The following is a 20,459-nucleotide window of genomic DNA, read 5'->3' on the forward strand; positions in this document are numbered from 1 at the left end:
ATGAAAATCGGCATCCTCCTGACTGGCCATCCTCCTGACGTGTTGCAGGACCAGTTCGACGAATATGACGCGATGTTTCGCGCGCTTCTGGACGGTAATGGCTTTACCTATGAAACCTTCGCCGTTGTGGACGGCCAGTTCCCCAAAGATGAACTTCAGGCCGATGGCTGGATCATCACCGGCTCGCGCCACGGCGCTTATGAGGACCACCCGTGGATTCCGCCGCTTGAGGATCTGATCCGCGCCATCCGCCAAAGTGGTCGGCCCCTGATCGGTGTCTGTTTCGGCCACCAGATCATTGCGCAGGCACTAGGCGGAAAGGTCGAGAAATTCAAAGACGGTTGGGCCGTCGGGCGCACCGATTATGATTATGGCGGCCAAACTATTTCACTAAACGCCTGGCATCAGGATCAGGTAGTTGAGTTACCCGAAGACGCGCATGTGTTGGGCACAAACGCGTTTTGCAAAAATGCGATGGTGGCCTATGGCGATAACATCTGGACGGTGCAGGCGCATCCGGAATACGGCGACGCCTTCATTCAGGGCCTGATGAACACGCGCGGCAAGGGCGTTGTGCCCGATGCACTGATGGAAGCGGCTGCGAACCGCCTGCCCGCCCGGAACGACAATCCGAAGATCGGACAGCTAATGGCCGAGTTTCTGAAGAAAGAGAGGGCCTGATGGCCGACTGGAAAGAACAACTGCCACAGGCAGCCCAAACCTATATCGAAGGCCAGCGCCTGGATGAAGTTGAATGCATTATCTCGGACCTGCCAGGCATTGCCCGTGGCAAAGCTGTGCCAGCATCTAAATTTGCAAAACAGGCCTATTTCCACCTGCCCGACAGTATTTTCTACCAGACCATCACCGGCGACTGGGGCGAAGCTGCGGGCGAGGATGGGTTTATCGAACGGGACATGATCCTCAAGCCCGACTTCTCGACTGTCTCAGCCGCGCCCTGGACCGGCGACTGGACACTGCAGGTGATCCACGACGCCTATGACCGGGAGGGCGAGCCGATCCCCTTCAGCCCCCGCAACGTGCTGAAACGCGTGGTGCAGATGTACCACGACAAGGGCTGGAAACCGATTGTCGCGCCTGAGATGGAATTCTATCTGGTCGCCCGCAATGTCGATCCGGCGCAGGGGATCAAGCCGATGATGGGCCGTTCGGGCCGTCCGGCGGCGGCCCGGCAAGCCTATTCGATGACAGCGGTAGACGAGTTCGGCCCGGTGATCGACGATATCTACGATTTCGCCGAACATCAGGGGTTCGAGATCGACGGCATCACGCAGGAAGGCGGCGCAGGCCAGTTGGAAATCAACTTGCGGCACGGCGATCCGGTTAAACTGGCCGATGAAGTATTCTATTTCAAACGCCTGATCCGCGAGGCCGCTCTACGCCACGATTGCTTTGCCACCTTCATGGCCAAGCCGATCGAGGATGAGCCGGGCTCAGCCATGCACATCCATCATTCGATCACGGATATGGAGACCGGCCAGAACATCTTTTCCGGCCCGCAAGGCGGCGAGACGGACGCGTTCTACAATTTCATCGCCGGGCTGCAGAACCACCTGCCCGCCGGACTGGCAGTCATGGCGCCTTATGTGAATTCCTATCGTCGTTACGTGAAAGACCACGCCGCACCTATCAATCTGGAGTGGGCGCGCGACAACCGCACCACTGGAATCCGCGTGCCTCTTTCCGGGCCCGAGGCGCGCCGGGTCGAGAACCGCATCGCCGGGATGGACTGCAACCCTTATCTGGGCATCGCGCTGTCGCTGGCCTGTGGCTATCTGGGCCTTACTCAGCAAGAACGCCCCCGCCGCCAATTCTATGGCGACGCCTATGAAGGCGAAGGCGATATCCCGCAGGTCATGGGCAACGCGCTGGACCTGTTTGACGAGGCCACTGCTTTGCATGAGGTTCTGGGCCCCGAATTCGCCCGCGTCTATGGCATCGTAAAACGCGCCGAGTACGAGGAATTCCTGCAGGTGATCTCCCCTTGGGAGCGTGAGCATCTACTGCTGAACGTCTGAGGCCTGCGATGAACCTGCTCTATTCCAACGACCGCAAGGCCGAGTATCCGGCCAGCTGGTATGCGGCAACGGCCAACCCAGTGGATCGGCTTCCCGCACTCTCCAAAAACGAGACAGCCGATGTCTGCGTCGTCGGCGCAGGCTATACCGGCCTTTCCGCCGCGCTGCATTTGGCCGAAGCCGGACTCAGCGTAGTGCTGCTTGAGGCGCACCGTGTTGGATTCGGCGCGTCCGGTCGCAACGGCGGTCAGTTGGGCAGCGCACAGCGCATGGATCAGGAAGACCTTGAACGGCTGGTCGGTGACGACGATGCCGCCAAGCTATGGGATCTGGCTGAGGATGCTAAAGACCTGGTCAAATCCCTGATCGCAAAGCACCAGATCAACTGCGACCTGAAACCTGGCGTAGCAGTTTTGGGCCTGAGTGCCGGCGAACAAAAAGACCTGCACGAGCATGCCGCGCATCTGTCCGGCCGCTACGGATACGATCAGATTCAGCTGCTGGATGAGGCCGCCTGCCACACTCTGTGTCCATCGCCCTCTTACAAAGGCGGGTTTCTGGATATGGGTGCCGCTCACCTGCACCCGCTGAATTTCGCCTTGGGTCTGGCGCAGGCGGCGGCAAAAGCCGGGGTGCGCATCTATGAGAGCACCGAGGTTTCCGGGATCGACGAAGGACAGCCCGCCAAGGTTCGAACAGCGAACGGAACGGTCAGCGCAGACCATGTTATTCTGGCCTGCAACGGCTATCTGGGTGACCTGAACCGCAAGGTGGCCTCAAGGGTCATGCCGATCAATAACTTCATCGCGGCGACCGAACCCTTGGGCGCTGACGCCGCTCATGTTCTGACGAAAGACGTCGCCGTCGCTGACACCAAATTCGTGGTGAATTACTTCCGCCTCAGCGCGGATGGCCGCCTGCTCTTTGGCGGCGGAGAAAGCTATGGCTACCGTTTCCCCGCTGATATTGCCGCTAAAGTGCGCAAACCGATGACAGAGATTTTCCCGCACCTGCAGAATGTTAAGATCGACTATGCTTGGGGCGGCACGCTGGCCATCACCATGCGCCGCATGCCTTATCTGGCACGGGTTGCACCGAATATCCTGTCAGCGTCGGGTTATTCCGGCCACGGGGTTGGCACGGCCACCCATGCCGGTCAGTTGATGGCACTGGCTGTCCAAGGACAAGCCGAAGGCTTTGATACCATGGCCCGCGTCCCAGCCCTGCCCTTCCCCGGTGGTCCCGCCCTGCGCAGCCCGCTGCTGGTGTTGGCGATGACATGGTTTGCGCTGAGGGATCGGTTGGGCCTGTGATCGCAGGCCCCAATCTGATTACTTAAATTCTCTCAAGACACGAAACCCTGATCCGGCGGTCCGAGTGCTTTCCGAAGCGCTGCCTCGTCCAGCGACACGGGAGCTGTCCATCGCGGCATAATAAGCTCCACCCCGCGTGACACGTCTTTCGCAATTTGGTTCAAGTGCCTTTTCCAGATAAAGGCTGGATGTCTCCCAACCTGCATATTGATCCGTCCTACAGGACATCGTTCTTTCGGCAACATTGCCGGACATATGGCGCAGACCCCAGGCATTGGCCGCGTCCAGCATATCCACTGGAACTGGTACACCACGGGAAACGAGGTCTGGGCGTTTTTCCCCCAGCATGATCTCTGTTGCGTTGCCCAGAAAGTTCACCTGACCGGTTGTGACTTCTTCGCCCTGTGCAAAAGGAGTCTGCGTCCCGGCACGTGCGGCGTATTCCCATTCAGCTTCTGTCGGTAAGCGATAAACATCCTTCCCCACCTTGCCGTTCAGCCAATCCGTGTAGGAGAGTGCATCCAGATAAGAGACCGTGATGACGGGATGGTTTCCAATGACCTTTGCGCGCTGCGATTTGGGTAGCCGAATGAAGTCTTCGGGCTCATACTGCCACAGCCGCCATCATCCACTCAAGCCATCCATTGATCGTAGGTGATTTCGTTTCGGCCCATCGCCACGGGTAAGTCTATCTTGACCCTGTGAACTGGCCCTTCGTGAATCGAACTATAGGACAATTCAGGAGTTGTGCGTATCCAGTTGCCCTCTTTATCGAAATTGTAATGCAGTTTCGATTCACCTGGAGGTCCACCCATCAGAAAATCACCCAAAGGCAAGGCAATCATTTCAGGGCAAACATCGCATTCCTGAAATATCTCGAGCGGAGCCACTTCCACGCCGTCTGACAAAACAAACTGAGCATCTGCCACCGGCGCGTACGTTAATAGCGCCAAGAGAACGGTGAAACGTCCGACAATCAAAACAGTGATCCCACCTAGCAACCTAGATCAACGTGAAAGTTGGGTCATTGGCACCTTACTTTCCAAAAAGTTGCAAGCTCAAAACAAATATCTGGGGCGAGCTTCGAGCCAACCAGTGATCCTTTGATTGTGACGGATTGGTGAAATTTTGCTCACTAAGCGATTGAGGGGTTGGATTACCCCATATTTAGCTTTACGTTTCCCAAAGTTAGAATTTGGGAAAATCAAATATGACGCTTCCTCCAAACGTACATGACGCCGAACCCATCCCTTCAGCCGCAAAAGAAGCCATCGACGCCTTGATGCAGTCTGGGGACTTGTTCCGCTATACCGCGCCGCAGGATGCTCCGGTGGCTCTGCTCGAGGCGGAATTTGCCGCTTTGCTGGGCACAAAATACGCGCTGGCCGTGTCGTCGTGTTCGGCAGCTTTGTTCCTGTCACTCAAGGCGTTGGGCCTGCCACGGGATGCGCGAGTACTGATACCCGGCTTTACCTTCGCCGCCGTGCCATCGTCGGTCGTGCATGCGGATTGCATTCCGGTTCTATGCGAAGTGGGTCAGAACTATCGCATCGACATGGAGGATTTCGCTGCCAAGCTGGACGGCGTGCAGGCCGTGATCATCAGCCACATGCGCGGCCACACGTCCGACATGGACGCGATCATGGCGCTGTGCAACGCTCGCGACATCCCGGTGATCGAGGACGCGGCCCATTCGCTGGGCACCACCTGGCATGGACAGAACATTGGTACCATCGGCAAGGTGGGGTGCTTCTCGTTCCAGTCCTACAAGATGATCAACGCTGGCGAAGGTGGCATCTTGATCACCGACGACGCCGATCTGGTGGCCCAGGCCGTGATTATGTCGGGCGCGTATGAGCACAACTGGAAAAAGCACAAAACTCCGCATGGCGACAACTCGCCCGAGTTGCAGCAGGCCTTTGCCCGCTGGCAGAACCAGTTGCCTCTGTATAACCTGCGGATGAGCAACCTAAGCGCCGCCGTCATCCGCCCGCAAATCCCCGAATTGGCGCGCCGTGTGCGCAATGGCCTATCGAACCACGATTATGTGGCCGAGCGGCTGAACACTTCGTCGCATATCGACGTCCCTGCCCCCCTAGCGCCCGAGCGGCGCGCGCCGGATTCGATCCAGTTCAATCTGGTTGGGATGAATGAGGCCGAAATCCGCGCCTTTGCGGATGCTTCAGAGGCACGCGGTGTCAAAGTTCAGGTATTTGGCCTGAGCGAGGATAACGCCCGCGCCTTCTGGAACTGGCAATTCCTGCCTGAAAAGTTCGACCTGCCGCAAACACGTGACATGCTGATGAAGGCTTGTGACGTTCGCCTGCCAGTGCGTCTGACGCAGGAAGAGCTGGATGTGATTGCCGATATTCTTCTCGCTTCGGTCGGTGAAGTAACCGGCCCAGTTCCCGTCTACGGCACCTGAAGATGATCACGGGCCGAGGTCAAACACCTCGGTCGCCAAAAACAGGGCTGTAATCCCTTCGGGGGTTGCGCCCACACGCGACAGGATCGCCGCGACCTGGAGGCCGGTTAGCGTATCCACCAAAAGCGGCGCACCTGAGTCCCCCATCATGACCGGGCAAAGCGACAAGACGATCCCCCCCTCATAGGGCCGCGGTGCACAGGCCAAGGTTCGGCTGAGGACATGAGGCCGAAGTCCAGGATACCCCGCGACAAAAGCAGAAGGCGTGGCCGTTGTTGCCAGCGGCAGGTACCCAACCGTCTGACCAATAGGCTCGGTCAGCTCAAGTACCGCCCAATCCAATTCGGCACGATCGTCGAATGTTCCACCAGCACCCTGTTCGGGATGCATCCGATATCCGCTGACATCTGAGACCGCAGTGGCCTCTCCGCGTTGGTAGCCGGCAGCAAACCGGATGCTGGACGGTGGTATCCAACGTTTGCGGGGCGCGTTATAGAGACAATGGGCTGCGGTTAGGACCAGCTGGTCCGATACCAGAACGCCGGTACAATGTGACCGCCGATCCCGGCTGGCGAAGTTGATCCGCCCAATGGCACGCCACGGGGCTTGGTTCGCCTCCAGAATCTTGCGCGCGCGAATGGCGTCGCACCCTTCGTCGGATTGGGTGCCCATCGTACAGACCGGAGACCAGTTTTCCGAAAAAACGCCCTGTGACAGCGCAGGTTGGGTCCAAAGCAGTACGATACTCAGGACTAACCAGCGCATCACCGCAGTCGTCAGTTCAATTTGGAGAGTTTTTGTTGCAACTCGGCCAGTTGCTTTTTGATGTCGTCCAGATCTTCTTTCGATTCTGGTTTGTCTTCGTCGTCTTTCTCGGGCCCGGACCAGCCGCCCGACAAACCACCCGTCATCGCCTTGAGGAACGCCTGTTGCTGTGCCTGCATCGCCTCGAATCCCGGCATCTGCGACATCGGGTTCATGGCGTTCATGTTTTCCATCATCTTATTCTGGCTTTCGCGCAGCATCTCGAACGAACTTTGCAGGAATTGCGGCATCATCCCACCGCCCGGAATCATGTAGCTGCGCACCAGATCGTTCAACACGTTGACCGGCAACACATTTTCACCCCGGCTTTCGTGTTCGGCAATGATCTGCAACAGATATTGCCGGGTCAGATCATCCCCGCTTTTCAGGTCGATGATCTGCACTTCCCGCCCGTCGCGAATAAAGGTCGCGATGTCCTCGAGCGTGACATAGTCGCTGGTCTCAGTGTTATACAGCCGACGGCTGGCATAGCGTTTGATCAACAGCGGTTTTTCTTGTTCTGGCACCGGTTGCCCTCCCCAAGGATGATGCGTTGCAGCAGAGATTATGCGAGCGCAGAACAAAAAGAAAGGGCAGGTCCTAAGACCCGCCCTGCGCGAATGCACCAAATGGGAGGAATGGGTGCCCCTCGCGCCCTTCTCTTACTTGGCAGTTGCGGCTTTTTTAGCGGCAGCTGTCACGTCGTTGGTGGCTTTCTGAACGACGGCAGTTGCGTCTTCAGCAGCTTCTTTGCCAGCAGCCATCAGCAGCTCGACGGTTTCGGTCTGCAGTTTCTTCGCGATTTCCGCGAATGCAGCCATGTTTTCAGCAGCAACTTCAGCCGACGCGCTTGCGAAATCGGTGGCCGCTTTTGCGTAATCAGCAGGCTCAGCCTTTGCTTTCGACATCTCGGTCAGCTTGGCCAGGGTGTCCTTGGTCCATTTGTTCGAGATTTCAGCCGACTTTTCTGCTGCTTCCAGAGCAACGCCCGACAGTTTTTCGTTCAGGCTTGCGGTCGATTTGAAGGCACCTTCCAGAGCGGTGGTGTCAACAGGGAATGCGCCCATCATTTCTTTCAGGGTCGCGGTAAAGTCTTGAGTCTTTGCCATTGTCCTAATCCTTTTGCCGAACCGGGCCCACCCCGGCTTTCATCAGCTTGAGGACAATATGATTGCTGCATCGCAGCATTGCAAGTTTTTTCTTGCTGCGATGCAGAAAAATTTAGTTTCAGAATGAAATCAGCTGTTTGGATCGGCCACAACATAGGTGCCAGGCGCCGGACATAACCTCGGGTGATCCGAATCGCCGGTATCACGGGCAGGAACCTGCTTGCCGGATCGCTTCTTCAACCAAGCCTCCCACAACGGCCACCACGACCCTTCGTGAAAGTCGGCCTCTTTCATCCATGTGTCGGCATCCGCCGTCATATCCTGATTGGTGTAGTGGCCGTATTTCTTTTTGCTGGGCGGATTAATGATGCCCGCAATATGACCGGATTCCGAAACCACAAAGGTTTTGGAGCGCGAGCCCATTTTCTGCACGCCACGATAACAGTCTTTCCAGGCCGCGATATGATCCGTTTCGCAGGTGATTGCCATCAGCGGCACATCCACATCACTGACGCGAAGCTTGTGCCCCAACAGTTCGAACCCGTCAGCGGCGAACTCATTGCGCTGACACAGCCCTCGTAGGTATTGCACCGTCATCTTGGCCGGCAGGTTGGCGCCGTCACCATTCCAGAACAGCAGATCAAAGGCCGGAGGCACCTCTCCCAGCATATAGCTGCGGATGGCCGGCCCATAGATTAGATCGCGCGAACGCAGGAAGGACATGGTGCGCGCCATGATCCACGACCGCAAAACGCCCTCTTTATTCACTTCCTCCTCAACACCGTCGATGAAATCGTTCTGTAGGAAGGGTGTGAATTCACCCTGTTCAGAGAAATCCGTCAGTGCGGTAAACAAGGTGGCCGATTTGATCGACTTGTCGCCGCGCTGTTTCATCAGAGACAGAGTCAAGCTTAGCGTGGTGCCCGCAATGCAGTAGCCGATCGCATTCACTTGCTTAACCTTGCAAATCTTCTTGGCCTCTTCGACCGCAGTCAGGAAACCATCCTGGATATAGTCCTCCATCCCGACATCCGCATAGCTTTCGTCAGGATTGACCCAACTGACCACAAACAGAGTATAGCCCTGTTCTGTGACCCATTTGATCAGGCTGTTCTGCGCCTTCAGATCGAGGATATAGAACTTGTTGATCCAAGGCGGGAACAGCACAATGGGCGTTTCATGAACCGTCTCGGTCGCAGGTTTGTACTGGATCAGTTCCATCATGCGGTTGCGGTAGACGACATCGCCCGGTGTGGTCGCAAGATTGCCCCCCACTTCGAACGCGCTTTCGTCGGCCAGCTTGACCACCAGTTCGCCGTCATTGGCCTCAAGATCCGAAACGAGGTTTTCAAGCCCCTTGATCAACGACTGCCCTTCGGTTTCAACCGCCTTTTGCAGCGCGTCGGGATTGGTCGCCAGAAAATTTGTAGGCGACATCATATCGATAATCTGCTGCGAGAAATACCGCAGGCGGCGTTTGTCCTTGGCATCCAGATCCTCGACCGAGGCCACAGCCTGCGCGATAGCGTCCGAGTTGGTCTGATATTGCTGACGGATCAGGCGGAAATAAGGGTTGCTGTCCCACAAGGGGTTGGCAAAGCGTTTGTCGCGGGGTTTGGGTTCCTCATCCTCGACTTCGCCGCTGGTCATGGCCTTTTGGGCTTCGGCAAAGTTCAGAACCGACTTGCCCCAATACTCTATCTGCTGTTCCAGCAACTTTGCGGGATTCTGCCACGCTTCGGCCCAATAGGCAGTTGCTGCTCGTGCGAAAAGTTCTTGATTCGGGCCGTCCAAAGCGGGGGTGTGAGGCTTTTTGGCCGACATAACTTCGATCAGCCGTTTCGAAAGCTCTTCGACCTTTTCCATATTTTCTTTAAGGCGTTCAATGTTTTCTTCGGTCGGTTCTGGCATCTGATCTTCACTTGTTGTCATTTTAACAATTCCCCCCTAACCTCGCTGCTACGCAGAATAACGTCGTGGATGTCGGGGGGCAAAGCGGCGAATGGTCCGAACTTATTGGCTGACATCTAGGAGGCCCCTTTCCATGCGCTATATGATGACATACGACCTGATGGAGACGATGCGCAACACCAACCAGTGGATGGGCGCAACTGCCAGCGCAATCGCCTCCTACCCCGCGTTCTCCATGGTGCCCAACCCCGCGTTCAGCATGATGGCCGCCTGGGGTGAGGTGACGGAACGCACTTTCCAGCGCATGGTCGTCAAGCCGGACTGGGGAATTCGCACCTTTACCTGCGAGGATGGCAAAGACCATCTGGTAGACATCACCACTGTTGTCGAACGCCCCTTTGGCGATCTGGTTCATTTCCGGGTGAACGGGCGCGAAGAACAGCCCCGCAAGGTTTTGCTGGTTGCGCCGATGTCTGGCCACTACGCCACGCTGCTGCGATCGACCGTGAAAAGCTTGCTGGTCAATTGCGAAGTCTATATCACCGATTGGCATAATGCGCGCGACATCCCTGTGTCCGAAGGCAAGTTCGATGTAGAGGACTATACACTCTATCTTGTCGATTTCATGAAAGAACTTGGTCCCGACACTCATGTTGTGGCCGTTTGCCAACCCGCACCGCTGACTCTGGCCGCCACCGCCTATCTGGCCGAGGTCGAGCCCAAGGCGCAGCCCAGCACCCTGACTCTGATCGGGGGACCAGTTGATCCCGATGCCACTCCGACCGACGTGACCGATTTTGGCCGCCGCGTCACCATGGGACAACTGGAAGAGACTATGATCCAGCGGGTCGGTTTCAAATACAAAGGCGTTGGCCGCATGGTCTATCCAGGTCTGCTGCAACTAGCGTCCTTCATGTCCATGAATGCCGAGCGTCACTCCAAGGCCTTTTCCGAGCAGATTCAGCGAGTCATGCGCGATGAAGCCTCGGATCACGATGCGCATAACCGGTTCTACGATGAATATCTGGCCGTAATGGATATGACTGCAGAATTCTACCTGTCCACAGTTGAGCGCGTGTTCAAGAACCGCGAAATTGCCCGGAACGAATTCGTTGTCGCGGGCCATAAGGTAGATATCGGCAAGATCACGGATGTTGCGGTTAAGACCGTAGAAGGCGCGAATGACGATATTTCCGCCCCCGGCCAATGTATCGCGGCACTGGACATGTGTACCGGCTTGCCCGACGCGAAAAAGGCCAGCCATGTTGAACCGGGTGCTGGGCATTACGGCATCTTCGCCGGACGCAGCTGGCGCGACAACATCCGCCCATTGGTGATCGACTTCATGAACGCCAACGCGCGCAAACCGCGCAGGCGGGCCGCCAATAATAACAAGGTCGCCTGATTCAATGAGCAGGAGAGCGGCTCGACAAGCGGCATTCTCCTGCGATTGCAGCGCCTTACACGGACATATTACAGCGGCTGGAGTGCATTCAGGCACCCACGTCGGCTGTTTCTGCCACGACTGCCGCGCAGCGCAACTGTATTTCGGACAACCTGATCCCGCCCCCGGCCCCGTCGATGTTCTGCAGATGAGCCCCGAAGAAATTCACATCGACAGTGGCGCAGAACATCTTGCGCTGATGCAGCTGAGCCCGAAGGGAATGCTGCGGTGGTATGCCAAATGCTGCAATGCGCCGCTGGCGACGTCGGCCCGGACCGCGAAATTTCCGTTCGCCGGGTTTATCGTTAAGCGAATAACCGATCCTAGCGGTCTTGGTCCGATCACCACCCTAGGGTTTGTTCCACAGCCAAATGGTAAGCAATCTCATGAAAAACTGCGCTATGCGGCGGTTGGGATGGTGACACGGCTCAGCAAATCGTGGCTGTCAGGAAGCTGGAAAAACACGCCATTTTTCGACGCGAACAGCGGTGAACCCGTGGCCGCTCCGACTATTCTCAGCAAAGCTGAGCGGTCAAAGCTTTACACATAGGCCGCGCGCGCGGGCACGTTCAGCCATTCGGCCAGCGCGTCATTCACAGTTTGAGGAGCCTCGAGGGTCGGCAAATGCCCGGCCTCTTCAAGAACTTTCAGATCCGCCCCCGGTATCAGCTCTGACATAAACGCGTGTTTGCGCTGCGGTGTCAGAGTGTCATGCGCGCCGCACAGAACCAAGGTCGGCACATTGATGCGCCTTAATTCTCCTTGCTGATCGGGGCGTCGTTGCAAGGCGCGGATCTGGCGTTCAAACACCTCGGGACCCTGATCCATCGCCATTGAAATTACCTCGTTCAGAATGGGTATTCGCTTCGGTCCCGGTGCCAGCGTGTCCGAGCCAATGATACGGTGCATCACCTCTTCTAGGCGTCCCATCTTTGCCCCAACCAATAACTCTTCGCGGGCCGCTGCGGTGTGCGGTGTATCGGCTTGCGCATCCGTTGCTATCAGGCACAACCGCGTCACCCGATCCGATGCGCGCCGGATCAGTTCCAGCGCCACCACGCCGCCCATACCCGACCCGCATAGTGCGAACCGATGCGGCAGTTGGTCTAAAAGGGACGATGCAATCTCTTCAATCCGCTCACCCAGCGAAATAGGCGCAACCGTGACTGCGCGCTGCCGCGACAGGCTGTTGATCTGGGGTCCAAATAGCCGTGCGTCGCACATCATTTCAGGCAGTAAAACCAGCGGCTCGATCACGCGGGGCCTCGCAACACTTCAACCTTATAAGCGATGTCCTATGCCAACAGGATGAGAGGTTTTGCAGGTTCGGGCAAGTTAAACTTCAGGGATAGTTTATGCCTCGGAAGGTAGGGAAATCCGCATACCGACCGCGACGGACGGCCAAGTCTTCGCCCGGTTCAGCCCCGGGGCGCAGCAAACAGCCGCGCGGTGCGATATAGCTGTCGATCCGACGGTGAGGGTTGGGCCGCCAAACCAGATTAAAGGCGCAAAGCTTAGGGAAGAACCAGATCTCGGAATAGTCCAGATGGTCGTGCATCCACCACGCCAGATCGCGCCAGTCGCGCCCGGCATCGTATTGATCTGCGAACCATGGAATGACAATCGACGCCCCGGCGATCCGGGCATCGCCCGTTCCTCGATCCCAGATATGACACTCTAACGGGTTGTCGTTGCGGGCGCAGTTCAGGCGGTTTTCATTCCCGAACTGGTTCAGTGAGGGTGACCGATACCCGGACCGAACCGCGATACGCCCAAAGGTTTCCTCAAGCGGGTCAAGCAGGGTTTGGCAAAAGGCCCGCCCAGTTTCGATAGCAAGATCAGGATTGTCCGGAAGGTTTTGCTTTTCATGGAAGTTCCCGATTTCGGAATACAGGAAATCCCGCATGAAGAAATGCCGAGACAAGCGCACGCGGCCAAGCGTTTCAAGGCTCCACATGCTGCCGGGCTTGCGCATCACCCGTATCCGTTCCAGCGGAATGCGCCATCTGGGGATAGGGGTGAGAACGGATTGAAGGCGACTTCCCAGATCGTGCCTTCTGGGGCGCGGAAATATCCGTTATGCCCGCCCCAGAAAACATCAGATGCCGGTTTCAATACCTCTGCCCCGGCATCGCCAGCCTTGCTTAGCACCTGCGCGACCTCGTCCTTTGACCGGCAATTGTAACTGAGCGTCAATGCACCGCGCCCAAGAGAGTCAACGTCAATTCCGATCTCGTCTGCCAAGGCCGACAAGGGATACAGACCCAAAGTCTGACCGATGAGATCAAAGGCAATCACCCCATCCGGGCTGCTGACCCGTTTCCAACCCATGGCCTCATAGAAACCAGCGGCGGCCTCAGGATCATCCACCCCAACCGTAATCAAGCTTACTCGCTGGTCCACTACTTAATCCCCTGCTCAGTCAGCCAATCCAGAATACCCGCCACAGTCGCATCAGTCTGCCCGGGGGACATCAGGCGCCCTGCGATCACATGCGACGCCGGATCATCCCCCGGCCCCATCGTCACCAGATTGACCTTCGCTGGCCCGCCCCAGGCTTCAGCCACTTTATGCGTCAGATCGGGCCGCACGACCTGATCGTCATTCGAGAACCAGAACAGTGCCGGTACCTGCGCACCCGAGAAATCGAGTGCATAGACAGTTTCGACCAACACAGTCATCGGCACCACAGCCTCCCACGGATAAACTGACGTCCAATAGGTGTTTACCTCCGGGTCCGGGCCAGAGACATCCCGTTCTTCGCCCATCACCAAGGGTAGCCACTCCCGCGCCCAAGGCAGGCCGGGCATCCACGCACCCGGAGTATTCACGCCGAAGTTCGGAGAGACAAAGATCAGCGCCGCCACGTCCTTGCTCAGGTCTTCGTCCAACGCCGCAGCTGCCGCCAAAGTTCCACCGGTCGAGGTTGAGATGACCACAACCTTATTACCCACGGCCTGCGCGGCTGCCAGCCCCTCGGCTATGTCCTGCATCCAGCCGGTTGCCGTGCCTTCGGCCATCGCGGCGCTATCCCGGCCGTGGCCCTGCAGGCGCGTATAGACCAGATTGGCCCCCAGCGCGTCAGCCACCCTATCGGGCACCGGACGGATTTCCTCGGACGAGGCCGAAAAACCATGCACATAGAGCACAGAAACGGGTGTGCGTTGTTCCTTGAAACCTTCCTGCCAGATCACACGTTTTTCCACGCCCGGCACGATGTCATCATAGGCGGATTCCGTACTTTCAAAATAGACCTGAACCCCTTCGCCGAATTTGCGCGGGTCAAAGCGGGGATACAAATCGACCTGCTCACGCGGCCCAAACCAATAGATCAGCGCGCCGATAACAATCAGCGCCAGCAGCAAACGCCCTAGAAACCACCCAAAGCGCTGCATCAGTTGGCCTCCATTACCTCAAGCACGGCGTTTTCGATCAGACCCAGACAAGGGCCGTCCGAAAACCGGTGGTCTGCGTCCTTGACCAGCAACAGATGCATGTCCGGCCCAGTGGCGTGTTCCAGCAATCGCACGGCGGTTTCAGTGGACACCGCCGTATCCGCCGTGCCCTGTAGAAAGCGCACGGGGAAAGGCAGGTCCAGCGCGTCGCGCAGTACCAACCGTTGCCGTCCATCTTCGATCATCCGCTTGGTGATGATGTAGGGTTCCATGTAATCCGAGGGCAACTCCACATGCCCGACACTGTCCAGCGCGGCCTTTTGCTCTTCACTGAACGACGCCCAATAACCGTCCTCGGTGAAATCCGGCGCGGCGGCAATTGTGACCATTCCAGCAATCCGTTCGGGCATTACCTTGGCGAGCAACAGCGCCTGCCACCCGCCCATGGACGATCCGACAACGATCAACGGCCCCTCGGTCAGGGCTGTCACAGCCTCGACTGTATCTTCATGCCAGTCGCCAATGCAGCCATCTGTGAATTCCTCAGAACTTTCACCATGACCGGAATAGTCGAACCGCAAGAACGCCTGCCCGCGCGTCTGCGCCCAATCTTCTAGATGCACCGCCTTAGTGCCTTCCATGTCCGATTTGAGCCCGCCCAGAAAAACGATGATCGGGCCATGGCCCTCGCTTTTGTGATAGGCCAACCGCCGGTCCTTTGCGGTGATCAGAGATTCCGTTGCTGCCATGACACCCTCTTTCCTTTTGCATGACATCATGCACGGCATGCCGGTGGTCGCAATTCCCGATTTCCACCGTACCGCAGCGTCGATCATACGCCCTTCGACACTTGACAGGTTTTGCTGCACCTGCCACATGGGCCGAACACACATAACCCGCAACCGGGCGTTCAGTGGGCGCCAAACCGACGAGGAGAGCCGATATGGCCCTGGATGCAAAATCCGTCTCACTCACATTTCCCGATGGCAATGCACGTTCCTATGACGCTGGCGTAACGCCCGCGCAGGTGGCTGCCGATATCTCAACCTCGTTGGCGAAAAAGGCCATCTCGGCCACGGTGAACGGCCAGCACTGGGACCTGCAATGGCCCATCGAAAACGATTCCGACATCGCCATTCACACCATGAAGGACGAGGTTCAGGCCAATGAGCTGATCCGCCACGATCTGGCGCATATCATGGCTCGTGCAGTGCAGGAGATTTGGCCGGATACCAAGGTCACCATCGGCCCCGTCATCGAAAACGGCTGGTATTACGATTTCGACCGGGCAGAGCCTTTCACGCCCGAAGACCTTGGCCTGATCGAAAAAAAGATGAAGGAAATCATCAACAAGCGCGACCCCGTGACCACCGAGGTCTGGGACCGTCAGCGCGCGATTGATTTCTACACGCAGAATAACGAGCCCTATAAGGTCGAACTGATTGAGGCTATCCCCGGCGATGAACCGCTGCGCATGTACTGGCACGGCGACTGGCAAGACCTGTGTCGCGGACCGCATCTGCAGCACACCGGACAGGTTCCGGGCGATGCGTTCAAACTGATGTCCATCGCCGGTGCCTATTGGCGCGGCGACAGTGATCGCGCGATGCTGCAGCGTATCTATGGCGTGGCCTTCACTGGCAAAGAAAAGCTGAAAGCGCACCTGCACATGCTGGAAGAGGCCGCCAAGCGCGACCACCGCAAGCTGGGCCGCGAGATGAACCTGTTCCACATGCAGGAAGAGGCCCCGGGCCAGATCTTCTGGCACCCGAACGGCTGGAAAATCTATACCACCCTGCAGGACTATATGCGCCGGATGCAGGAACGTGACGGCTATGTCGAGGTGAACACCCCGCAGGTCGTCGACCGCAAACTGTGGGAGGCCTCGGGCCACTGGGACAAGTATCAGGAAAACATGTTCATCGTCGAAGTCGACGAAGAACATGCCCGCGAAAAGGCGATCAACGCGCTGAAACCAATGAACTGCCCATGCCACGTGCAGGTGTTCAATCAGGGCCTGAAGTCCTACCGCGATCTGCCGCTGCGGATGGCCGAGTTTGGGTCCTGTGCCCGATATGAACCGTCCGGCGCGCTGCACGGTATTATGCGGGTACGCGGTTTTACACAGGATGATGGCCACATCTTCTGTGCCGAAGATCAGATCGAATCCGAGACCGCCAAGTTCATTGCCTTCCTGTCCAAGGTCTATGCCGATCTGGGTTTCCATGACTGGACAATCAAACTGTCCACTCGTCCCGAAAAGCGGATCGGTTCGGATGAAAGCTGGGATCTGGTCGAAAAGGCGTTGGGTGATGCCTGTAAGGCCGCTGGATATGAGTATGAGTTACTAGAAGGTGAAGGCGCGTTTTACGGGCCCAAGCTGGAGTTCACTCTGACCGATGCGATCGGCCGGACATGGCAGTGCGGCACCTTGCAGGTAGACCCAAACCTACCCGAGCGGCTGGATGCCAGCTTTATCGGCGCTGACGGAGCCAAGCACCGCCCCTTCATGTTGCACCGGGCGACACTGGGCTCGTTCGAGCGGTTCATCGGCATCCTGATCGAAGAACACGCAGGCAAGCTACCGTTCTGGCTGGCACCGCGTCAGGTCGTTGTCGCCTCGATCACATCCGAGGCGGACGACTACGTGGCCGAGGTTGTTGAGACGCTCAAGGCCGCCGGTGTCCGCGCCGAGGCTGACATTCGCAACGAAAAGATCAACTACAAGGTCCGCGAACATTCGGTCGGCAAAGTGCCGGTCATTCTGGCCGTTGGTCACCGCGAGGTCGATGAGCGCACCGTCAGTGTCCGCCGTCTGGGCGAAAAACAAACGCAGGTTCAATCGCTTGAGGCTGTAACAAATGAGCTTTCGCGGGCCGCGACTCCGCCGGACCTGATGTAACATTAGGCATTTAATTGCCGTGAATTCGGCCCCACTCTTGGGGTCGAATTGTAATATTTCCTCTTTTCTTATTCAAAAACAGTATATTAACGTTCAAGGGGGGCATCGTGCGCCCTGACGGGCTTGTGAGACACGGGCTCGTGAATTCAACTCTGGGCTTCAAGCCACTACCTTTGTCATTGTCACAAGCAGACATACGCAGTCATCAAAAGGGATTACCGAGATGTCGAACACCGCAAAATCACTGGTTATCGCAACCGCAGTCGCAGCCGCAGTTTCGGGCGCAGCCACCACTGCCACCGCACAAGCCAAAGAGAAATGCTATGGCATTTCGCTGGCCGGTCAAAACGACTGCGCCGCTGGCCCCGGCACAACCTGCGCGGGCACCTCGACCGTAGACTATCAGGGCAACGCTTGGACTCTGGTCGATGCGGGCACCTGCGCCGATATCGAACTGCCGGCCGAGGCTGACGGCACACCGCGCAAAGGTTCCCTGGAAGCCCAGGACCGCGACCTGCCGGCATAAGTCTGGCTTAAGCTAGTCAGGGGGCGGGCCACATTGCCCGCCCTTTATTTCTAGAACAAGGAGCTGCCAAATGTTGGATGATACACTCCGATCAAACCGTCTGCCCTCGGCACCGGGCGTAGGGTACAAACCGCAGCATTTCACGCAGATCCTAGAACAGGCTCAGCCGGTTGAATGGCTGGAAATTCACGCCGAAAACTACATGGGCGAAGGTGGCCGCCCGCTGGCTCAGCTACGCCACCTCTCTGAAAAGTTTCCGATCTCGGTCCACGGCGTCGGCCTGTCCATTGGTGGCGAAGGCCCGCTGGACCCCGATCATTTGGCACGGCTGAAACACCTTGTCGGCTGGCTCAACCCGGGCAGTTTCTCGGAACATCTGGCCTGGTCGACCCATGACAGCCATTTTCTGAATGACCTTCTGCCCCTACCCTACACCAACGCCACGCTGACACGCATTTGCGAGCATATCGATCAGGTACAGGAAACCGTCGGGCGACAAATGCTGCTGGAAAATCCGTCCAGCTATCTGGCGTTCGAAGAAAGCACCTGGTCCGAACCCGATTTCCTGCGTGAAATCGCTCGCCGTACAGGCTGCGGGCTGCTGCTGGACGTCAACAACGTTTTTGTATCGGCGACCAATCTTGAGTTTTCACCGCAGGGTTATATTGACGCCTATCCACTTGAGAAAGTGGGTGAAATCCATCTCGGCGGACATGATGAGGATGAGGATGACCACGGTCGCCCCCTGCTAATCGACAGCCATGGTCGCGAAGTTGTCGATCCGGTCTGGGCGCTGTTGGATTACGTTCTGGAACGGTCCGGCCCGAAACCGGTGCTGATCGAATGGGACACGGACGTTCCTGACTGGCCTGTCCTGCGGGCCGAAGCGGATCGTGCGCAGGCGGCGCTGGACCGCGTCCCGGCATGAGCGTTTCTCAAGCAATCCTTCACGCCGCGCTGCTGGACCCGGCAGCTGCCATACCAGAAGGGTTGCTGGATGCTGACGCACACCCTGCGGGGCGCCGGTTCAGCGTGTATCGCAACAATGTCGCGGTATCGCTGACCGAGGCGATGCATCAGGCCTTTCCGGTTATCGCCAAGCTGCTTGGAGCGAAAAACATGGATGGGTTGTCAGGTATTTTCCTGCGCAAACACCCCCCCACTTCGCCCTTGATGATGTTTTACGGCGAAGAATTCCCCAGTTTTCTGGCCGGTATGGAGCAGCTGTCGCATATCGGCTACCTGCCCGACGTGGCCCAACTGGAGCTGGCCTTGCGCCGTTCGTACCACGCCGCCGATAGCGAGGCCGCCCCGACTGACGCGCTGGCAGTCCCGCCGGAAGACATCATGCGGGCACGGCTGGACTTTGCGCCGTCGATGCAGGTTTTACGCTCGAATTGGCCGATTTTTTCGATCTGGCGTTTCAACACCGAAGACGGTGCACCCAAGCCTGATCCCAAAGCAGAAGACGTTCTGATCACCCGGGCTGAATATGACCCGGTTCCCCATTTGCTGCCCGCTGGCGGCGCACATTGGATCGCTAGCCTTCAGGCCGGACAGACCATTGGCGACGCATTTGAAGAAACGGCAGCTCAATTCCCCGAATTTGACCTTGGGGCCACTCTGGCGCTTCTTTTACAAGGTGGCGCAATAACCTCTGTGACTATCGAAAGGCTGGCAACATGACTGCCCTGATTTCATTGCATAACAACACCCTGGGACGGTTGGAAATGACCGCTGGCTGGTTGACACCGACTCTGGCCCGCTTGGTCTTTGCGGCAACATTGCTGGTGTATTACTGGAACTCGGCGACGACCAAACTGGGCAGCGGCTTCTTCGGGTTCCTGCGCCCGTCTGACGGTGCCTATGTCCAGATTTTTCCCAAAGCGATGGAGGCCGTCAGCTACGACAGCTCGCAGCTTGGCATCTTTCACTGGGCGGTTGCTGTCGCAGGTACATGGGCGGAATTCCTGCTACCTGCTCTGATCGTGGTCGGCCTGCTGTCACGTTTTGCAGCATTGGGCATGATCGGGTTTGTCTGGGTTCAGACGATCGTGGATGTCGCTGGGCACGGTACTCAGTTGGGCAACTACTTCACCAATGCCGTAAGTTTGCTGGACGATCGGACTCTCTGGTCCTTCCTGCTTGCCGTGATCGTGATCAATGGCGCAGGCCCGCTGTCAGTGGACCGCATCCTGCGCATCAAATGATCTAGAAATGCGCCTTGGGCTCGTCCGGTTTACCCGCGGCCAGCCCAAGGAAGCCCGCTACAGCTGCAAACGCCACCGGAAACATGGTGAAGACATTAAAACCAAAGGCGTAATACATCCCGGCTGCTGAAATCAGCAATAAGACCCCTCCGATAAGGGCCCGCGCATGGGCCATAGCACCGCCTGCAATCGCCAACAGCGGCGCAATGATCGACGCGAATTGAATGAATTGCGCATTGTCCACCTGCTCGGCCAGTCCTTCAATCTCGCCAAATCGGTCGATCAGTTCGACATAACCATAGCCGAAAAATCCCACGATCATCCCGATCAGTCCGGCAATGACGCCCAAAATCATAGCTGCGTTGCGCATTCAAAACCCTC

The 20,459-nt window shown here is 57.4% G+C and carries 23 protein-coding genes; 11 read left to right on the forward strand and 12 right to left on the reverse strand.

Annotation, left to right across the window (positions count from 1 at the left end; all coding sequences use genetic code 11):
• The 3 genes from ACR0DT_RS04575 to ACR0DT_RS04585 are packed head-to-tail and all read left to right on the forward strand — an operon-like array spanning position 1 to position 3,352.
• Positions 1-681, forward strand: coding sequence for a type 1 glutamine amidotransferase (locus ACR0DT_RS04575; protein WP_480709606.1), 681 nt, complete (start codon positions 1-3; stop codon positions 679-681).
• Entirely contained in the window at positions 681-2,039 is a 1,359-nt protein-coding gene (locus ACR0DT_RS04580; protein WP_480709607.1) for a glutamine synthetase family protein, read from the forward strand. The genes ACR0DT_RS04575 and ACR0DT_RS04580 overlap by 1 nt, the downstream gene beginning before the upstream one ends.
• Before the next feature lie 8 nt (positions 2,040-2,047).
• Positions 2,048-3,352, forward strand: coding sequence for an NAD(P)/FAD-dependent oxidoreductase (locus ACR0DT_RS04585; protein WP_480709608.1), 1,305 nt, complete (start codon positions 2,048-2,050; stop codon positions 3,350-3,352).
• Positions 3,353-3,370: 18 nt separating this feature from the next.
• Here the strand turns inward: ACR0DT_RS04585 and ACR0DT_RS04590 are convergent, their stop codons facing one another.
• Both ACR0DT_RS04590 and ACR0DT_RS04595 read right to left on the reverse strand, forming a co-directional pair.
• Positions 3,371-3,970, reverse strand: a complete 600-nt coding sequence (locus ACR0DT_RS04590; RefSeq protein ID WP_480709659.1) for a formylglycine-generating enzyme family protein — start codon at positions 3,968-3,970, stop codon at positions 3,371-3,373.
• Between the two features lie 14 nt (positions 3,971-3,984).
• A complete protein-coding gene (locus ACR0DT_RS04595; RefSeq protein ID WP_480709609.1) occupies positions 3,985-4,332 on the reverse strand; it encodes a hypothetical protein in 348 nt (115 codons plus the stop codon).
• A gap of 230 nt (positions 4,333-4,562) precedes the next feature.
• Here ACR0DT_RS04595 and ACR0DT_RS04600 point away from each other — a divergent pair, with 230 nt between their 5' ends.
• Positions 4,563-5,777 carry a DegT/DnrJ/EryC1/StrS family aminotransferase gene (locus tag ACR0DT_RS04600; RefSeq protein ID WP_480709610.1) on the forward strand — a complete coding sequence of 405 codons (1,215 nt, stop codon included), beginning with the start codon at positions 4,563-4,565 and terminating at the stop codon, positions 5,775-5,777.
• Positions 5,778-5,783: 6 nt separating this feature from the next.
• Here ACR0DT_RS04600 and ACR0DT_RS04605 read toward each other — a convergent pair whose 3' ends face one another.
• From ACR0DT_RS04605 to ACR0DT_RS04620, 4 genes are all read right to left on the reverse strand, one after another.
• On the reverse strand, positions 5,784-6,542 hold the full coding sequence (locus ACR0DT_RS04605) for a trypsin-like serine peptidase (RefSeq protein ID WP_480709611.1): 759 nt from the start codon (positions 6,540-6,542) through the stop codon (positions 5,784-5,786).
• A gap of 11 nt (positions 6,543-6,553) precedes the next feature.
• Positions 6,554-7,108 carry a polyhydroxyalkanoate synthesis repressor PhaR gene (gene phaR, locus ACR0DT_RS04610; protein ID WP_480709612.1) on the reverse strand — a complete coding sequence of 185 codons (555 nt, stop codon included), beginning with the start codon at positions 7,106-7,108 and terminating at the stop codon, positions 6,554-6,556.
• 135 nt (positions 7,109-7,243) lie between these two features.
• Positions 7,244-7,690, reverse strand: a complete 447-nt coding sequence (locus ACR0DT_RS04615; RefSeq protein WP_480709613.1) for a phasin family protein — start codon at positions 7,688-7,690, stop codon at positions 7,244-7,246.
• A gap of 129 nt (positions 7,691-7,819) precedes the next feature.
• Complete coding sequence (locus tag ACR0DT_RS04620; RefSeq protein WP_480709614.1) at positions 7,820-9,622, reverse strand: PHA/PHB synthase family protein; 1,803 nt, start codon at positions 9,620-9,622, stop codon at positions 7,820-7,822.
• A 112-nt stretch (positions 9,623-9,734) separates the two neighbouring features.
• Here ACR0DT_RS04620 and phaZ point away from each other — a divergent pair, with 112 nt between their 5' ends.
• Together phaZ and ACR0DT_RS04630 are read left to right on the forward strand one after the other, a co-directional pair.
• The gene (gene phaZ, locus ACR0DT_RS04625; protein ID WP_480709615.1) at positions 9,735-11,006 is read left to right on the forward strand and encodes a polyhydroxyalkanoate depolymerase; all 1,272 of its coding nucleotides are present in this window, start codon (positions 9,735-9,737) and stop codon (positions 11,004-11,006) included.
• 4 nt (positions 11,007-11,010) lie between these two features.
• On the forward strand, positions 11,011-11,595 hold the full coding sequence (locus ACR0DT_RS04630; protein ID WP_480709616.1) for a DUF6151 family protein: 585 nt from the start codon (positions 11,011-11,013) through the stop codon (positions 11,593-11,595).
• On the opposite strand, the gene ACR0DT_RS04635 is transcribed toward ACR0DT_RS04630, so the two are convergent.
• From ACR0DT_RS04635 to ACR0DT_RS04655, 5 genes are all read right to left on the reverse strand, one after another.
• Positions 11,586-12,302 carry an alpha/beta fold hydrolase gene (locus ACR0DT_RS04635; protein ID WP_480709617.1) on the reverse strand — a complete coding sequence of 239 codons (717 nt, stop codon included), beginning with the start codon at positions 12,300-12,302 and terminating at the stop codon, positions 11,586-11,588. The genes ACR0DT_RS04630 and ACR0DT_RS04635 overlap by 10 nt on opposite strands.
• A gap of 85 nt (positions 12,303-12,387) precedes the next feature.
• On the reverse strand, positions 12,388-13,002 hold the full coding sequence (locus ACR0DT_RS04640) for a hypothetical protein (RefSeq protein WP_480709660.1): 615 nt from the start codon (positions 13,000-13,002) through the stop codon (positions 12,388-12,390).
• 17 nt (positions 13,003-13,019) lie between these two features.
• Positions 13,020-13,448, reverse strand: coding sequence for a VOC family protein (locus ACR0DT_RS04645; RefSeq protein WP_480709618.1), 429 nt, complete (start codon positions 13,446-13,448; stop codon positions 13,020-13,022).
• On the reverse strand, positions 13,448-14,440 hold the full coding sequence (locus ACR0DT_RS04650; RefSeq protein ID WP_480709619.1) for an alpha/beta hydrolase: 993 nt from the start codon (positions 14,438-14,440) through the stop codon (positions 13,448-13,450). The genes ACR0DT_RS04645 and ACR0DT_RS04650 overlap by 1 nt, the downstream gene beginning before the upstream one ends.
• Positions 14,440-15,189: an alpha/beta hydrolase gene (locus tag ACR0DT_RS04655; RefSeq protein ID WP_480709620.1), complete on the reverse strand. Its 750-nt coding sequence runs from the start codon at positions 15,187-15,189 to the stop codon at positions 14,440-14,442. Before ACR0DT_RS04655 ends, ACR0DT_RS04650 begins: the two co-directional genes overlap by 1 nt.
• Before the next feature lie 194 nt (positions 15,190-15,383).
• On the opposite strand from ACR0DT_RS04655, the gene thrS reads away from it, so the two are divergent.
• The 5 genes from thrS to ACR0DT_RS04680 all read left to right on the forward strand — a co-directional run bounded on the left by thrS (position 15,384) and on the right by ACR0DT_RS04680 (position 20,078).
• Positions 15,384-17,342 (forward strand): threonine--tRNA ligase, encoded by a 1,959-nt coding sequence (gene thrS / locus ACR0DT_RS04660; RefSeq protein ID WP_480709621.1) that lies wholly within the window; start codon positions 15,384-15,386, stop codon positions 17,340-17,342.
• Positions 17,343-17,565: 223 nt separating this feature from the next.
• Complete coding sequence (locus ACR0DT_RS04665; protein ID WP_170349161.1) at positions 17,566-17,868, forward strand: BufA1 family periplasmic bufferin-type metallophore; 303 nt, start codon at positions 17,566-17,568, stop codon at positions 17,866-17,868.
• Between the two features lie 70 nt (positions 17,869-17,938).
• Positions 17,939-18,796, forward strand: a complete 858-nt coding sequence (gene bufB, locus ACR0DT_RS04670; RefSeq protein ID WP_480709622.1) for an MNIO family bufferin maturase — start codon at positions 17,939-17,941, stop codon at positions 18,794-18,796.
• Entirely contained in the window at positions 18,793-19,554 is a 762-nt protein-coding gene (locus tag ACR0DT_RS04675; protein ID WP_480709623.1) for an HvfC/BufC family peptide modification chaperone, read from the forward strand. The genes bufB and ACR0DT_RS04675 overlap by 4 nt, the downstream gene beginning before the upstream one ends.
• Entirely contained in the window at positions 19,551-20,078 is a 528-nt protein-coding gene (locus ACR0DT_RS04680) for a DoxX family protein (protein WP_480709624.1), read from the forward strand. Before ACR0DT_RS04675 ends, ACR0DT_RS04680 begins: the two co-directional genes overlap by 4 nt.
• A gap of 1 nt (position 20,079) precedes the next feature.
• Here the strand turns inward: ACR0DT_RS04680 and ACR0DT_RS04685 are convergent, their stop codons facing one another.
• Entirely contained in the window at positions 20,080-20,448 is a 369-nt protein-coding gene (locus tag ACR0DT_RS04685) for a hypothetical protein (protein WP_480709625.1), read from the reverse strand.
• Positions 20,449-20,459: the final 11 nt, after the last annotated feature.

The organism is Ruegeria sp. BI11 (assembly GCF_056538005.1).

What these genes read in the sequence shown, in the direction of transcription:
- ACR0DT_RS04685 (WP_480709625.1), bottom strand. Translation starts at nt 20,448, where the DNA reads ATGCGCAACGCAGCTATGATTTTGGGCGTCATTGCCGGACTGATCGGG.
- ACR0DT_RS04650 (WP_480709619.1), bottom strand. Translation starts at nt 14,440, where the DNA reads ATGCAGCGCTTTGGGTGGTTTCTAGGGCGTTTGCTGCTGGCGCTGATT.
- phaZ (WP_480709615.1), top strand. Translation starts at nt 9,735, where the DNA reads ATGCGCTATATGATGACATACGACCTGATGGAGACGATGCGCAACACC.
- ACR0DT_RS04640 (WP_480709660.1), bottom strand. Translation starts at nt 13,002, where the DNA reads ATGTGGAGCCTTGAAACGCTTGGCCGCGTGCGCTTGTCTCGGCATTTC.
- ACR0DT_RS04575 (WP_480709606.1), top strand. Translation starts at nt 1, where the DNA reads ATGAAAATCGGCATCCTCCTGACTGGCCATCCTCCTGACGTGTTGCAG.
- ACR0DT_RS04600 (WP_480709610.1), top strand. Translation starts at nt 4,563, where the DNA reads ATGACGCTTCCTCCAAACGTACATGACGCCGAACCCATCCCTTCAGCC.
- ACR0DT_RS04655 (WP_480709620.1), bottom strand. Translation starts at nt 15,189, where the DNA reads ATGGCAGCAACGGAATCTCTGATCACCGCAAAGGACCGGCGGTTGGCC.
- ACR0DT_RS04615 (WP_480709613.1), bottom strand. Translation starts at nt 7,690, where the DNA reads ATGGCAAAGACTCAAGACTTTACCGCGACCCTGAAAGAAATGATGGGC.
- ACR0DT_RS04580 (WP_480709607.1), top strand. Translation starts at nt 681, where the DNA reads ATGGCCGACTGGAAAGAACAACTGCCACAGGCAGCCCAAACCTATATC.
- thrS (WP_480709621.1), top strand. Translation starts at nt 15,384, where the DNA reads ATGGCCCTGGATGCAAAATCCGTCTCACTCACATTTCCCGATGGCAAT.
- bufB (WP_480709622.1), top strand. Translation starts at nt 17,939, where the DNA reads ATGTTGGATGATACACTCCGATCAAACCGTCTGCCCTCGGCACCGGGC.
- ACR0DT_RS04665 (WP_170349161.1), top strand. Translation starts at nt 17,566, where the DNA reads ATGTCGAACACCGCAAAATCACTGGTTATCGCAACCGCAGTCGCAGCC.
- ACR0DT_RS04605 (WP_480709611.1), bottom strand. Translation starts at nt 6,542, where the DNA reads ATGCGCTGGTTAGTCCTGAGTATCGTACTGCTTTGGACCCAACCTGCG.
- ACR0DT_RS04630 (WP_480709616.1), top strand. Translation starts at nt 11,011, where the DNA reads ATGAGCAGGAGAGCGGCTCGACAAGCGGCATTCTCCTGCGATTGCAGC.
- ACR0DT_RS04585 (WP_480709608.1), top strand. Translation starts at nt 2,048, where the DNA reads ATGAACCTGCTCTATTCCAACGACCGCAAGGCCGAGTATCCGGCCAGC.
- ACR0DT_RS04675 (WP_480709623.1), top strand. Translation starts at nt 18,793, where the DNA reads ATGAGCGTTTCTCAAGCAATCCTTCACGCCGCGCTGCTGGACCCGGCA.
- ACR0DT_RS04680 (WP_480709624.1), top strand. Translation starts at nt 19,551, where the DNA reads ATGACTGCCCTGATTTCATTGCATAACAACACCCTGGGACGGTTGGAA.
- ACR0DT_RS04620 (WP_480709614.1), bottom strand. Translation starts at nt 9,622, where the DNA reads ATGACAACAAGTGAAGATCAGATGCCAGAACCGACCGAAGAAAACATT.